Origin of the sequence: Aliarcobacter faecis, from assembly GCF_013201705.1 — a bacterium.
Lineage (GTDB): Bacteria > Campylobacterota > Campylobacteria > Campylobacterales > Arcobacteraceae > Aliarcobacter > Aliarcobacter faecis.
The window spans coordinates 121,551-135,376 of sequence record NZ_CP053837.1; the positions used below are offsets into that span (position 1 = coordinate 121,551).

A 13,826-nucleotide genomic window follows, 5' to 3' on the forward strand; every position below is an offset into this window, starting at 1 on the left:
TTTTCTTACTTAATTGATAAAACTATATAAAGTTTCTATCTCTTGTGCCCAAATTGATTCATCAATAGTCTCCAAAATCAAAGGAATATCATTCATTCTAGAATCATTAGCTAAAAATCTAAAAGCGTCCCAACCAATTTGTCCAGCTCCTAAACTATCATGTCTATCAACTTTTGCTCCCAAAGGTGGTTTTGAATCATTTATATGCATTCCACTTAAATACTCAAATCCAACTATTTTTCCAAACTCATCCCAAGTTTTATCATAAGTCTCTTTTGTTCTTATATCATAACCAGCTGTAAACATATGACAAGTGTCAATACATACACCAATACGACTTTTATCTTCTATCTTATCAATTATATAAGCAAGATGTTCAAATTTATAACCCAGATTACTTCCTTGTCCTGCAGTGTTTTCAAGGACTAGTTTTACACCACTTGTTTTGTCTAAAACTCTATTTAAAGAGTCTGAAATATTATCTAAACACTCATCTTCACTTATCTCTCTAAGATGGCTTCCTGGATGGAAATTTAGTTTATCAAGAGCTAAAATTTCACATCTTTGAACCTCTTCTATAAAGCTATTTAATGATTTTTCTCTAGCTTCATTATCTGGATGACCTAGATTTATTAAATATGAATCGTGAGGTAAAATATGTTTAGTTTCAATTTTACTTTTTTCAAGATTTAAAAACCACAAATCTATAGTTTTATTATCTAAAGCTTTTGCATTCCATTGTCTTTGGTTTTTTGTAAAAAGAGCAAAAGCTTTTGCTCCAATTTTTATAGCATTCAAAGGTGCATTATATACTCCTCCACTAGCACTTACATGAGCACCAAAATATTTCATCTTTACTCCTACTATTTCTAAAAGTAACATATATAAACATTCTAAAAAAGAATTTTATAGATATTTGTTACTTTTTATCATATCCTAAAAGAGCTAATTATAGAATTACGTATTATTATTCTGTCCAAATTAATACAAAAATTTGTACTAACAATCAATTAAAATTTAAAGGTTTATCTTATATGAAGAGAGTCGTAGTAATCGGTGGAGGATATGCAGGAATTTATGCATTAGGCGAATTGGTAAAAAATAAAAATATAAAAATTACTTTAATTGATAAACATACATATCATAATTTACAACCTGAAGTTTATGATTTAATAGCAAATAATTCAACTTTTGCAGATGTAACAATAGATTTAACAACACTTTGTAAAGGGTTTAATCATAATCATTTGGAGTTTAAAAACTTAAAGGTTAGAAAAATTGACCAAACTGCAAAAAAAATATATACAGAAGAGCAAGAGACTGTAGAGTTTGATTATTTAATTATGGCAGCAGGAACAAGAACATTCTTTCCTCAATCAATTCCAGGATTAAATGATGCTGATGATATTAAAAAATTACATAGAGCAATTACATTTAAGCAAAGCTTTGAAAGACAACTTTTTGCAAAAGTAAGAGATGAGTTAAAACAGTGTGCAGATACTCATATTGTGGTTGTTGGAGCTGGTTTATCTGGAGTTGAAATAGCAGCTGAAATGGCTCATTATTCAAATAAATTTTTTCAAAGAGGGAATTTCTCTTGTGATAATTTACAAATCTCTTTAATAAGTAGTTCATCTTCTATTCTTCCTGGATTAAAGGAGGATTTAATAAATATTTCTCAAAAAAGATTAAAAGATTTAGGAATAAATGTAATAACTGGAATCAAGCTTCAAGAAGTTGGAGATGGTTATTGTAAATTCTCAAATGGAACAAAAATTCAGCACTCTTTTATAATATTTACAGGAGGAATTGAAGCTTCAACGATTTCTAGTGAATTAGATGTTGCTAGAAATGGTAGAGGACAAATTATTGTAAATGAGTTTATGCAAACTGATAAATATGATAATATTTTTGCTGTTGGAGATATTGCAGAGATTAAAAATAGTAAAGGCGAAATAATGCCTCCAAATGTAACAATTGCAAGAATTAGTGGAACAAATGCAGGAAAAAATGTATTAAGATTGATTGATGAAAAACCTTTAATAAAATGTGATCCAAAATTAGATGGTATTCTAATTGCTCTTGGTGGGAAATTTGCAGCAGGGGATATTTATGGGCTTTTAACTGTAAAAGGAAGATTGGCTTATGAAATTAAAAAATATGTATTTAGTTCATATAGAAGACCTTTATTAAAATTGATTAAAAAAGGGTATGCAAAACTTAAAAGATTATAGAAGTTTTTCCTTTTGGAGATAAAACTTTCTATATAATTTGATGTTAAAAGAGTTAGGGATTTTAGATTTTTAATCCCTAATGATTTTAATTAAAACACCATTTTGATTATCTTTATGAATTACCTCTTTTTCACCCTTGTCAAAAAGATTTTTTAAGAAATTTTTTGGATAAGTAGGGCTTAAATTTTCACTATTGAATACTTCAATATCTTGACATTTAAAAGTGCTTTTACAAACTTTATCTTCATAAATTTTCATATCTAAAATAGCAACTCCTGCATTAAATATTTGAACTTGTGTATAATCTTTATATTTAAAAATAAAACCTTTATCGTGAAACTTCATTTTAGGAGTTTTAAATAAAATTGTCGCACTATTTGAGCTTAATTGAGGCTCTTTTTGGCTACAACCAGTGATAAAAAATAGAATAATTGTTAGGAATAGTATGTTTTTTATTGGAAATCCTTTATTTAAAAAATTTTAACTATAATTATAGCTTATTTATTTAAAACATTTTAAAAGGATTTATTTTTGTTAGTTCATATTTGTTGTGCAGTTGATAGCCATTATTTTTTAGAAAAGATAAAAGAAGAGTATCCAGATGAAAAGCTTGTAGGATACTTTTATGACCCAAATATTCACCCTTATAGTGAATATAGATTAAGATATTTAGATGTTGAATACTCTTGTAAAAAGTTAAATATTCCTTTACTTGAAGGAGCTTACAATTTAGAAGAGTGGTTAAAAAAAGTAAAAGGGATGGAACATTTACCTGAAAAAGGAGATAGATGTACTGTTTGTTATGATGATAGATTAGAAAATAGTGTTATAAAAGCCAAAGAGTTAGGTTGTGATAAATTTACAACGACTCTACTTATATCACCAAAAAAGTCTCAAGAAAAATTAGCAATTATTGGAGATAATCTAACAAAAAAGTATGGAGTTGATTTTATTTTCAAAGATTATAGAAGTGGAAATGGTGGAGAAATTCAAGGACTTAGAGTAAAAGAAAATAGTCTTTATAGACAAAATTATTGTGGTTGCCTTTTTGGATTAACAGCTCAAAGAGAGAATCAAAAAAAGATTATGGATGAGATGTTTAATCCTATTTCAAACCAAATTCTGCCAGAATCAATAGAGCAAAGATTAGAACTTTATAAGAAAAGAAATCGTTTTGAAGATGAAAAAAAAGAGTATAAAATAATTAAACAAAAGTTTCTAAATTATAGGCTAATGAGTGGAAAAGTTATAGTAAATAAAGAGGTAATTCCTTCATATGTTTTTGCATATTCAGTGATAAATAACAAGGGTTTTACAAATGGAAAAGTAGAGCTTGAAAAAGATGAAATTTTCTATTTTAATCGAGATGAGATAAAATTTATAACTTTAAAAACTTTTAATAATTTTGCAAAAACTAATTATAAATCAACAAAAGAGCTTATTTATAAGCCTTTAGATTTTTGTGAAGAGGTAAAATTAAGATATGAAATTTTGAAAAATCCTTATGATTTAAGTGCTTTGATTGTTGTTGATGAAGTTATTGACTCAAAATATGAGATTTTTATAAATAGTGTAACTTATGAAGATATAAAAGAAGAGATAGTATGAAAATTTTAGTAAGTGCAATGGAGACTTCATCAAATGTTCATTTAAAAGAGTTAAAGAAATATTTACCAAGCCAGATAGAGTTCGTTGGAGTTTTTGATAAAGAGCTAGGAAATCCCCTTTATGATTTGAGTTCATTAGCAATCATGGGTTTTGTTGATGCTTTAAAAAAGTTAAGGTTTTTCTTTAAACTTAGAGATGAACTTGTAAATTTAGCAAAAGATTGTGATAAAGTTCTACTTCTTGATAGTTCAGGTTTTAATCTTCCATTAGCAAAGAAATTGCGACAAACATATCCAAATAAAGAGATAATTTATTATATCTTACCACAAGCTTGGGCTTGGAAAAAAGGAAGAGTAAAAGTTTTAGAAGAGAATTGTTCCAAACTTTGTTCTATTTTACCTTTTGAAAGTGAACTTTATAGTAATAAAGAGAAAATATCTTATGTAGGGCATCCTCTTTTAGATGAGATAAAAGAGTTTAAAACAGAGCTTTCAAACTCTAATAAAATAGTTTTTATGCCAGGCAGTAGAAAAACAGAGATTACAAATCTTATGCCAATTTTTAAAGAGCTTGTAAAAAGAATACCAAATAAAGAGTATATTTTAGTAATTCCATCTAAATTTGATGATGAGTACATCAAAAAAACTTATGGAAATCATGAAGAGTTTACAATTTCAAGAAATGCTCATGAAGCCCTAAAAGAGGCTGAATATGCTTTTATATGTAGTGGAACGGCAACTCTTGAAGCTGCCCTTATTGGAACTCCATTTACACTTTCATATATTGCAAAAAAACTAGATTTTTTTATAGGAAAAACTTTTGTAAAATTAAATTTTGTGGGGCTTGCAAATATCTTTTTTGAAAAAATGGGGAAAGAGCAACTCCATAGTGAATTTTTACAAAATGAAGTAACAGTAAATAATCTTTTAACTGATTATCAAACTATGGATAAAGTAAGATTTTTTGAAAATTCTAAGCTTTTAAGAGAGTATCTAAAGCAGGGTAGTTCAGCAAATGTAGCAGAGATTATAAAAAACTAAACTACTTTTAGATATAATCTTCAACTTTAACAAATTTTTATTCAGGATTAAAATATGTTTGACATTATACAAATTCAAGAGATTTTACCTCATAGATACCCACTTTTATTAGTAGATAGAATTACAGATATGGAAATATCAAAATCTATTAAAGGGTTTAAAAATATCTCTATATCTGAACCAGCTTTTCAAGGGCATTTCCCTGGTCATCCAATCTATCCAGGTGTTATGATACTTGAAGGAATGGCACAATGTGGAGGAGTTCTAGCTCTTAAAAGTTCAGGACTTACAGATGAGCAGATGAAAGAGAAGGTTATCTATTTTATGAGTATAGATAAAGCAAAATTTAGAAATCCTGTAAGACCAGGGGATAGACTAGATTATGAATTAACAGCAGTTAAAATGAAAAGTTCATTAATGGTACTTGAAGGTAAAGCTTATGTTGATGGGAAACTAACTGCTGAAGCTGAATTTAAAGCTATGATTGTTGATAAATAATTAGGATTAAAATGAATAATATTCACAAAACTGCCATTATTGAAGATGGTGCAATTTTAGGTGAGAATGTAACAGTTGGTGCCTTTACAATTATAGGAAAAGATGTAAAAATTGGTGATGGAACAATTATTGATTCTCATACAGTTATTGCTGGAAAAACAACAATTGGAAAAAATAATCATATTTTTTCACATGCTGCTATAGGTACAATTCCTCAAGATTTAAAATTCAATGGAGAAGATGTTGAGTTAATAATTGGGGATAATAATAAAATACGAGAATATACTTTATTTAACCCTGGAACTGCTGGTGGGGGATCAATTACAAAAATCGGAAGTAATAATTTATTTATGGGCTATGTTCATGTGGCTCACGATTGTATTATAGGAGATAATTGTATTTTTGCAAATGGAGCAACATTAGCTGGGCATGTTGAGTGTGAGGATTTTGTTGTAGTTGGTGGATTAACTCCAATTCATCAATTTTGTAAAATAGGAACACAAGTAATGATTGGAGGAGCTAGTGCAGTTACACAAGATATTCCACCATATTGTTTAGCAGAAGGGAATAAAGCAATTCTTAGAGGATTAAATCTAACGGGGCTTAGAAGAAGATTTGATAATAGAGAAGATATTGATGCGATTAAACATGCATATAGAGAGCTTTTTGAATCAGGAAATCCTTTACAAGAAGTGGCAAAAGAGCTATTTGAGAATGATAAAAATAAATATGTAAAAGAGTTAGCTAGTTTTGTATTAAATACAAAAAGAGGAATTCCTTTTAATAGAAAGTAGATAATAAAAGATGAGTAAAATAATTTGTGATTTTTGTGGAGCAGCTGATACAAAAGCTAATCCTGTGATAACTGGTGATAATGCTTGTATTTGTAAATCTTGTGTTGGTGCAGCTTATGATATTATGAATGGTGAAATTCTAGTACAAAATGAAATTTCAAACTCAAAGAAACCAAAAGATATTAAAATTAAAACACCAGCTGAATTAAAAAAGATTTTAGATGAGTATATAATTGGACAAGAAAGAGCTAAAAAAGTTTTAAGTGTTGCCGTTTATAACCATTATAAAAGAATCTTTAGAAAAGATGAACTTGAAAGTGATATTGAACTAAATAAATCAAATGTACTTTTAATAGGACCAACAGGAAGTGGGAAAACACTTCTAGCTCAAACTATATCAAAATATCTTGATGTTCCACTAGCAATTGCTGATGCAACAAGTTTAACAGAAGCTGGATATGTTGGAGATGATGTTGAAAATGTTGTAACAAGACTTGTTCAAGCTGCTGGTGGTGATGTAGAAAAAGCTCAAAGAGGGATTATTTTTATTGATGAGATTGATAAAATTGCAAGAATGAGTGAAAATAGAAGTATAACAAGAGATGTTTCAGGAGAGGGAGTTCAACAAGCACTACTTAAAATTGTTGAAGGAGCTTTAGTAAATATCCCTCCAAAAGGTGGAAGAAAACATCCAAGTCAAGAACTTTTACAAGTTGATACTTCAAATATTTTATTTATTTGTGGTGGAGCTTTTGATGGTTTGGAAGATATTATAAAAAGAAAACAGGGTTCAAATGTTTTAGGATTTAATCATGAAAAGAAATCAAAAAATGATGAATCAAAACTTATTTCAAAAGTGGAAACAGATGATTTGGTAAAATATGGACTTATTCCAGAACTTATTGGAAGACTTCATATGGTTGCAACTTTAAATGAAATTACAAAAGAGGATATGGTTCATATTTTAACTGAACCAAAAAATGCTTTAATAAAACAGTATATAAAACTTTTTGAGATGGATAAAGTTACTTTAGAGTTTGAAAAAGAAGCTCTTTTGGAACTTGCTGATTTAGCAATTAAGAGGAAAACAGGAGCAAGAGGGCTTAGGTCTATTTTAGAAGATATTATGTTGGATATTATGTTTGATCTTCCAAAATATAAAAATAAAAGAATTATTATTACAAAAGATGTTGTTTTAAAAACTGATGAACCAAAAGTTATAGCAAAGGATAAATAGATGATTGTAGATAAATTAATAGGCTTTTTTTCAAATGATATGGCAATAGATTTAGGTACTGCAAATACAGTAGTTTCAGTAAGAGGTAAAGGGATAATTATAAATGAGCCATCAGTTGTAGCAATTCAGAGTGAAAAACATGGAAAAGATAGAATTTTAGCAGTTGGTCAAGAAGCTAAGCAGATGATAGGAAAAACTCCACTAAATATCAAAGCAGTTCGTCCAATGCAAGATGGAGTTATTGCTGATTTTGAGATGACTGAGCGAATGATTAGATATTTTATTGAAAAAGCACATTCAAGAAAATCATTTATTAGACCAAGAGTTATTATTTGTATCCCTTATGGAATCACTCAAGTTGAGAAAAAAGCAGTTGAAGAGTCAGCTATGAGTGCTGGGGCTAGAGAAGTTTTCTTAGTTGAAGAGCCAATGGCAGCTGCTATTGGTGCTGGAATTGATGTATCAGGACCATCTGGTTATGTAATTGTTGATATTGGTGGAGGAACTACAGAAATTGGAGTTACATCTTTGGGAGGTCTTGTATTATGTAGATCAATCAAAGTTGGTGGAGATAAAATAGATAAAGCTATCATTGAACATGTAAGACAAAATTATAATTTATTTATTGGTGAAAGAGTTGCTGAAAATATAAAAATTGAAATCGGTGCGGCAATAAAACTTGAAACAGAACTAAAAATGCAAGTAAAAGGGAGAGATAACTCTGGGCTTCTTTCAACTATTGAGTTTGGAAGTGAAGGTGTAAGAACAGCAATAAAAGAGCCTTTAAGAGAGATAGCTAGTGCAATAAAAAGTGTATTAGAGAATATGCCACCAGATTTAGCAAGTGATATTGTTGATAATGGAGTAATTATTACTGGTGGTGGAGCTTTAATAAGAGGTTTAGATAAATATCTTGCAGATATTATAAAACTTCCTGTAAAAATTTCTGATGAGCCACTTTTATCTGTTGCTTATGGAACAAGTCAAGTATTAGAACAACCAGAATTATTAAAATTAATTACACATTAACAAATGCGAAAGCTAATTTTTGTAGCATTTTTTACAATAGCTATACTATCTTATATATTTAAAGTAGATGAACTAATTGTAAAAAATTTTACATTTATAAATGATATTAAGGCATTTTATATAAAAAATGTTTTGAATATTTCTACATCTTTTGAAAAATATTTTAATCAAGCAAAAATAATAGAAAAACTAAAAATAGAGAATAAAGAGTTACAAGATTATAAAATTTTATATAATATTGCAAAAGAAGAACTTGCAATAAAAAATGAGTTTTTAACAAATTTAAATTTAGCTCAAACAGAAACTCAAGTTGAACTTGTAAAGGTTATCTCATATATAAGTTTTAATGATTTTACAAGAGTTTGGCTAGGAAAATATCTTCAAAGTGATAAAATTTTTGGTTTGATTTCAGATAATTTTGCAGCTGGAATAGTTATAAATCAAGATGATAGGGCAATAGGTCTTTTAAATGGAAATAAAGATTGTTCATATTCTGTTTTTATTGGAGATGAAAAAAGCCCTGGAATTATAATGGCTGGTGAGGGTGAAAGTAGTCTTCAAATAAAATTTATTCCAATTCTTGCAGAGATTAGTGAAGGGGATGAGGTGATAACTTCTGGAATGGATAATATATTTTATGAGGGATTAAAAGTAGGTGTCGTAACAGAAGTTATAACTTTGGCTGATATGAAAATAGCTAAAGTTAAACCATATATAAATGCGAGTAAAAAGAGATATTTTTATATCTATGGAAGTACTCCATTTCAAAAATAGTTAATAATTAGCCATTATCCTATCAATATCACTCCAAGATAAGCTATCATCTTTTTTAAACATATTATAGATATATCTTGCAAACATATCTGTTTCAATATTTACTTTAGATCCTACTTTATAAGTTTTAAAAAGAGTATTTTCTATTGTATGTGGAATTATTGTAAGTCTAAACTCACTTTTTAAAATTTCATTTATTGTTAAAGAGACTCCATCTATTGTAACACTTCCTTTTGGTATCATGTATTTTAAAAAATCTTTAGGAATTGATATAAAGAAATCTGTTGAATTTCCTTTTTTCTCTATTTTTATGATAGTTCCAACACAATCAACATGTCCTTGTACTATATGCCCTTCAAATCTATCACCCATTTGCATAGCTGGTTCAATATGAACTAAATTTTTATAGTTTTCAAGTGCTAAAAGGCTTGTACTTTCAGGAGATAGTTCAACACTAAAAGAGTTACTATTGATTTTTACAACTGTTAAACAAGCTCCATTTATGGCTATTGAATCTCCAATTTTTGGTTTGTAGTTTGATTTTAGAGTTAAAATATTATTTGAAAAGCTTTCTACATTTGCTAATTCTCTTATAAGTCCTGTAAACACTTAAAAACCCTTTTTATTTAATCTTTATATTTCAAATTTAAATTATTTCTTAATACTAAACCCAATAATAGCAAAAGCCATATAAAATATCATTAAATGATAATTTAAATAAATTAGATGCTTCTTTACTTAAGAATATAGATAAATATACTAGTGTTAATAACTTGAATTATTAACAATATATAAAAAGATAAATAAGTTAAATTTCTATTAATTAAGAATTAAGAGTTATTTTTCTAAACTGTTTCAACCTTAGATATTTCATAAAAGGAGCAGAGATGGATTCAGATGGTAGTCAGAGTAGATTCATGAAGTTTTATTTTATGATTAATATAATATTGAGTATTTAAAATATTAATATAAACCTTAAAAATCATATAAATCATTAAAACTTCATGTAAATTGCTTTAAACCAAAGTTGATAGTTTTGTATAATAATCTTTAAAATCTTATTTGTAGATTGTAATCACTATAGTACTTAACTATTGTAAATTAAATAAAATTGTATGGAGTAAAATATGAATAAAAAAGAGTTAATTTTTAACATAAAAAATGTTATTCAAAATCAAAGTAAAAAAGAGATTGTAAAAATCTTACATAATACATATCCAGTAGATTTAATAGAAGCTTTTGAGGAATTAAACCCTCAAGATATTTTTAATTTTATATCTTTGATGCCACTAAAAAATAGTTCAGAACTATTTGGATATTTAGATGAGCAAATGCAATTAACTATCCTTGATTTTATGGATAGAACAATGATTAAAGAACTTCTTGAAAAGATGCCAAGTGATGAGAGAGCTGATTTATTTAATATAATGTCAGAAACACTACAAGATAGAATTTTACCTATTTTAAATAAAGCAGAACAAGAAGATATCATAAAATTATCATCATATAATGAAAATGTAATTGGTTCACTTATGACATCAAACTATGCTACATTACAAGCTAATATGAATGCATTGGAAGCAATATCATATTTGAGAAAAATTGCAGGTGATATTGAGACTATTTATGAAACATTTGTAATAAATGAGAATAGAGAGCTTTTAGGAAGTGTTTCTTTACAAGCATTGATTATGGCAGAACCAGAAAGTTTAATAGAAGATTTTATGAGAAGTAATCCTATATCTTTAAAAGCTACTGATCCAATAGAGTTTTGTGTTAAGGTAATAAAAGATTATGATTTAGTTATAGCACCTGTTATTGATGATAACAATACTCTTATGGGTATAATCACTTATGATGATGTTATTGATGTAGCTATTGAAGAGGCTGAAGAAGATTTCCAAAAAATGAGTGGTACAAGTGTTGAAGTAAATAAACATGGAAAAGCTGATTTAATAACAAATATAAAAGAAGCAACAATCTCAACACTTTATAAAAAAAGAATTTATTGGCTTGTTATTTTAGTTTTTGGTAATATATTCTCAAGTGCAGGAATAGCATATTTTGAAGATACAATATCAGCATATATTGCTCTTGTATTCTTTTTACCACTACTTATAGGTAGTGGAGGAAATGCTGGTTCTCAATCTGCTACATTAACAGTAAGAGCTTTGGCTACAGGAGATATTAAATTAAAAGATTGGGGCAGTATGATTGGAAAAGAGCTAGTTATAGCTACTTTACTTGGATTAACTATGGCTTTAGCTGTAACTTTTATAGGTGTTTATAGAGGTGGTTATACTATAGCACTAGTTGTATCTTTATCTATGATTTTCATAGTAATGTTTGGTAGTATCGTTGGAATGTCATTACCATTTTTACTAAGTAAATTTAAACTAGACCCAGCATCAGCTAGTTCACCACTTATTACTTCAATAACTGATGCGGTTGGTGTTTTGATATTCTTTTCTATTGCAACTGCAATTCTTGATTTTCCAACACCTTAAATGTTAGATAATGGCTAATAATTAGCCATTGTTCTATAAAAATTTCTATAAGTTAAAATATTATATTTTCATCAATCTTTGTTATTTCTCATATAAGACCTATAAACACTTAAAAAACCTTTAGATAAAATTTGGATATAATCACCAAAAATTCATAAGAAGCTAATTTTTACTAATATTTAAAAATCTGATACTCTTTAAAAAGGAAAATTAATGCAATACGATATTATCGTTGTTGGTGCAGGTCATGCAGGTATAGAAGCAGCACTTGCTGGTGCAAGACTTGGCAAAAAAACACTATTAATAACAATGCTTGTTGAACAAATAGGAGCAGCTAGTTGTAACCCTGCAATTGGTGGTTTAGCTAAAGGGCATTTAGTAAGAGAGCTAGATGCTCTTGGTGGGGAAATGGGACTTTGTACAGATGCAACTGGAATACAGTTTCGTATTTTAAATGACTCAAAAGGTGCTGCTGTTCAAGGAACTAGAGCTCAAATTGATATGGATGAATACAAAGAGTATATGAGAAAAGTTTGCCATAGTACACCAAACTTGGATATTTATCAAGATGAAGTAAGCTCTTTAATAGTTGAAAAAGATGAAGTTTTGGGTGTAAAAACAAAGTTAGGAGAAGAGTTTAAATCTTTAAAAACTATTCTTACAACTGGAACTTTTATGAGAGGTTTAATTCATATTGGAGAGAATACTTATTCAGCTGGAAGAGCTTGGGAATTACCATCTAGTACACTTTCTATTCAATTAAAAGAGTTAGGTTTAAATGTAGGACGATTAAAAACTGGGACTCCATCAAGACTTGATGCAAACTCTATTGATTTTAGTGTTATGGATATGCATGGTGGAGATATAAAACCAACTCCATTTTCATTTAGAACGCCTAAAAAAAGTTTTAACCCAACTCAATATCCTTGCTATGTAACATACACAAATCTTGATACTCATGATATTATCTCACAAAATTTTCATAGAGCCCCAATATATACTGGACAAATTCAAGGTTCAGGACCACGATATTGTCCTAGTATTGAAGATAAGGTAAAAAGGTTTAGTGAAAGAGAGAGACATCAACTATTTTTAGAACCACAAACATCAAAATGTACAGAGTATTATATAAATGGTATGTCAAGTTCACTTCCTATTGAAGTTCAAAAGAAGATGATACACTCTGTAAAGGGGCTTGAAAATGCAAAAATTGTACGATATGGATATGCTATTGAGTATGATTATGTTGATCCAACAGAGCTAAAACACACTTTGGAAACTAAAAAGATAAAAAATCTTTATCATGCAGGGCAAATAAATGCTACAACAGGATATGAAGAAGCAGCAGCACAAGGGTTAATGGCTAGTATAAATGCTTCTTTAAGCATAGATGAAAAAGAGCCTTTTATTTTACGAAGAGATGAGGCATATATTGGGGTTTTAATTGATGATTTAGTTACAAAAGGGACACATGAACCTTATAGAATGTTTACTAGTAGAGCTGAATATAGACTTCTTTTAAGAGAAGAAAATGCTGATTTAAGACTAAGCCAATATGGATATGAGTTGGGATTAATCTCAAAAGAGCAGATGGATAAGGTAGAAGAAAAAAGAAGAATTTTACAAGAAGCAGTTGAATTTATGGCAAATAGTTGGATAACTTCAAAAAAAGAGACTTTAGAACTTCTTGAAAGTATTGGAGAAGAGAAAATCAATGATAAGGTTTTATTGATAGATTTAATAGGAAGAAACACTATTGATAAAGATAAATTTGATGTAATAGTACCTAGTTTAAAAGATATTGATGAGTATTTAAAAGAGCAGATAATTATTGAAGCAAAATATTATAGGTATATTCAAAAACAACAAAAACAGATAGAAAAAATGAAGAAGATGCTAAAACTATCTATTCCTGAAGAGTTCTCATATAAAGGACTTCCAGGACTTTCAAATGAAGTTGTTGAGAAACTTGAAAAACATCGACCACCAACACTTTATAATGCAAGTCTAATTTCTGGTATAACTCCAGCAGCACTTGATATTATTCATCTTAATTTGAATATGTTTTGTAAGACACACTAATTAATGATAATATACACTAGTTG

Annotated in this window: 13 protein-coding genes; 10 read left to right on the plus strand and 3 right to left on the minus strand. The window is 28.4% G+C overall.

What is annotated here, in order from left to right:
• Positions 1-9: 9 nt before the first annotated feature.
• Positions 10-852, minus strand: a complete 843-nt coding sequence (gene nfo, locus AFAEC_RS00625) for a deoxyribonuclease IV (protein WP_026806751.1) — start codon at positions 850-852, stop codon at positions 10-12.
• Between the two features lie 182 nt (positions 853-1,034).
• On the opposite strand from nfo, the gene AFAEC_RS00630 reads away from it, so the two are divergent.
• Positions 1,035-2,234, plus strand: a complete 1,200-nt coding sequence (locus tag AFAEC_RS00630) for an NAD(P)/FAD-dependent oxidoreductase (protein WP_026806750.1) — start codon at positions 1,035-1,037, stop codon at positions 2,232-2,234.
• Positions 2,235-2,303: 69 nt separating this feature from the next.
• Here the strand turns inward: AFAEC_RS00630 and AFAEC_RS00635 are convergent, their stop codons facing one another.
• Positions 2,304-2,579 (minus strand): hypothetical protein, encoded by a 276-nt coding sequence (locus AFAEC_RS00635; RefSeq protein ID WP_026806749.1) that lies wholly within the window; start codon positions 2,577-2,579, stop codon positions 2,304-2,306.
• Positions 2,580-2,765: 186 nt separating this feature from the next.
• Between AFAEC_RS00635 and AFAEC_RS00640 the strand changes: the two genes are divergently transcribed.
• The 7 genes from AFAEC_RS00640 to mreC are packed head-to-tail and all read left to right on the plus strand — an operon-like array spanning position 2,766 to position 9,214.
• The gene (locus AFAEC_RS00640) at positions 2,766-3,842 is read left to right on the plus strand and encodes an epoxyqueuosine reductase QueH (RefSeq protein ID WP_026806748.1); all 1,077 of its coding nucleotides are present in this window, start codon (positions 2,766-2,768) and stop codon (positions 3,840-3,842) included.
• Complete coding sequence (gene lpxB, locus AFAEC_RS00645) at positions 3,839-4,882, plus strand: lipid-A-disaccharide synthase (protein WP_026806747.1); 1,044 nt, start codon at positions 3,839-3,841, stop codon at positions 4,880-4,882. Before AFAEC_RS00640 ends, lpxB begins: the two co-directional genes overlap by 4 nt.
• Before the next feature lie 54 nt (positions 4,883-4,936).
• Entirely contained in the window at positions 4,937-5,380 is a 444-nt protein-coding gene (fabZ, locus tag AFAEC_RS00650) for a 3-hydroxyacyl-ACP dehydratase FabZ (RefSeq protein WP_026806746.1), read from the plus strand.
• Between the two features lie 11 nt (positions 5,381-5,391).
• The gene (gene lpxA / locus AFAEC_RS00655) at positions 5,392-6,174 is read left to right on the plus strand and encodes an acyl-ACP--UDP-N-acetylglucosamine O-acyltransferase (RefSeq protein ID WP_026806745.1); all 783 of its coding nucleotides are present in this window, start codon (positions 5,392-5,394) and stop codon (positions 6,172-6,174) included.
• Positions 6,175-6,184: 10 nt separating this feature from the next.
• A complete protein-coding gene (clpX, locus tag AFAEC_RS00660; RefSeq protein ID WP_026806744.1) occupies positions 6,185-7,411 on the plus strand; it encodes an ATP-dependent Clp protease ATP-binding subunit ClpX in 1,227 nt (408 codons plus the stop codon).
• Positions 7,412-8,440, plus strand: a complete 1,029-nt coding sequence (locus tag AFAEC_RS00665; protein WP_026806743.1) for a rod shape-determining protein — start codon at positions 7,412-7,414, stop codon at positions 8,438-8,440.
• A gap of 3 nt (positions 8,441-8,443) precedes the next feature.
• Positions 8,444-9,214 carry a rod shape-determining protein MreC gene (gene mreC / locus AFAEC_RS00670; RefSeq protein WP_026806742.1) on the plus strand — a complete coding sequence of 257 codons (771 nt, stop codon included), beginning with the start codon at positions 8,444-8,446 and terminating at the stop codon, positions 9,212-9,214.
• Here mreC and ribE read toward each other — a convergent pair whose 3' ends face one another.
• A complete protein-coding gene (gene ribE / locus AFAEC_RS00675; protein ID WP_026806741.1) occupies positions 9,215-9,823 on the minus strand; it encodes a riboflavin synthase in 609 nt (202 codons plus the stop codon). It abuts the gene before it with no gap.
• Positions 9,824-10,341: 518 nt separating this feature from the next.
• Between ribE and mgtE the strand changes: the two genes are divergently transcribed.
• Positions 10,342-11,721 (plus strand): magnesium transporter, encoded by a 1,380-nt coding sequence (mgtE, locus tag AFAEC_RS00680; protein ID WP_026806740.1) that lies wholly within the window; start codon positions 10,342-10,344, stop codon positions 11,719-11,721.
• A gap of 213 nt (positions 11,722-11,934) precedes the next feature.
• Entirely contained in the window at positions 11,935-13,803 is a 1,869-nt protein-coding gene (mnmG, locus tag AFAEC_RS00685) for a tRNA uridine-5-carboxymethylaminomethyl(34) synthesis enzyme MnmG (RefSeq protein ID WP_026806739.1), read from the plus strand.
• Positions 13,804-13,826 lie beyond the last annotated feature (23 nt).

What these genes read in the sequence shown, in the direction of transcription:
- AFAEC_RS00635 (WP_026806749.1), bottom strand. Translation starts at nt 2,579, where the DNA reads ATGAAGTTTCACGATAAAGGTTTTATTTTTAAATATAAAGATTATACA.
- AFAEC_RS00630 (WP_026806750.1), top strand. Translation starts at nt 1,035, where the DNA reads ATGAAGAGAGTCGTAGTAATCGGTGGAGGATATGCAGGAATTTATGCA.
- lpxA (WP_026806745.1), top strand. Translation starts at nt 5,392, where the DNA reads ATGAATAATATTCACAAAACTGCCATTATTGAAGATGGTGCAATTTTA.
- lpxB (WP_026806747.1), top strand. Translation starts at nt 3,839, where the DNA reads ATGAAAATTTTAGTAAGTGCAATGGAGACTTCATCAAATGTTCATTTA.
- mgtE (WP_026806740.1), top strand. Translation starts at nt 10,342, where the DNA reads ATGAATAAAAAAGAGTTAATTTTTAACATAAAAAATGTTATTCAAAAT.
- mnmG (WP_026806739.1), top strand. Translation starts at nt 11,935, where the DNA reads ATGCAATACGATATTATCGTTGTTGGTGCAGGTCATGCAGGTATAGAA.
- mreC (WP_026806742.1), top strand. Translation starts at nt 8,444, where the DNA reads ATGCGAAAGCTAATTTTTGTAGCATTTTTTACAATAGCTATACTATCT.
- fabZ (WP_026806746.1), top strand. Translation starts at nt 4,937, where the DNA reads ATGTTTGACATTATACAAATTCAAGAGATTTTACCTCATAGATACCCA.
- nfo (WP_026806751.1), bottom strand. Translation starts at nt 852, where the DNA reads ATGAAATATTTTGGTGCTCATGTAAGTGCTAGTGGAGGAGTATATAAT.
- AFAEC_RS00665 (WP_026806743.1), top strand. Translation starts at nt 7,412, where the DNA reads ATGATTGTAGATAAATTAATAGGCTTTTTTTCAAATGATATGGCAATA.
- clpX (WP_026806744.1), top strand. Translation starts at nt 6,185, where the DNA reads ATGAGTAAAATAATTTGTGATTTTTGTGGAGCAGCTGATACAAAAGCT.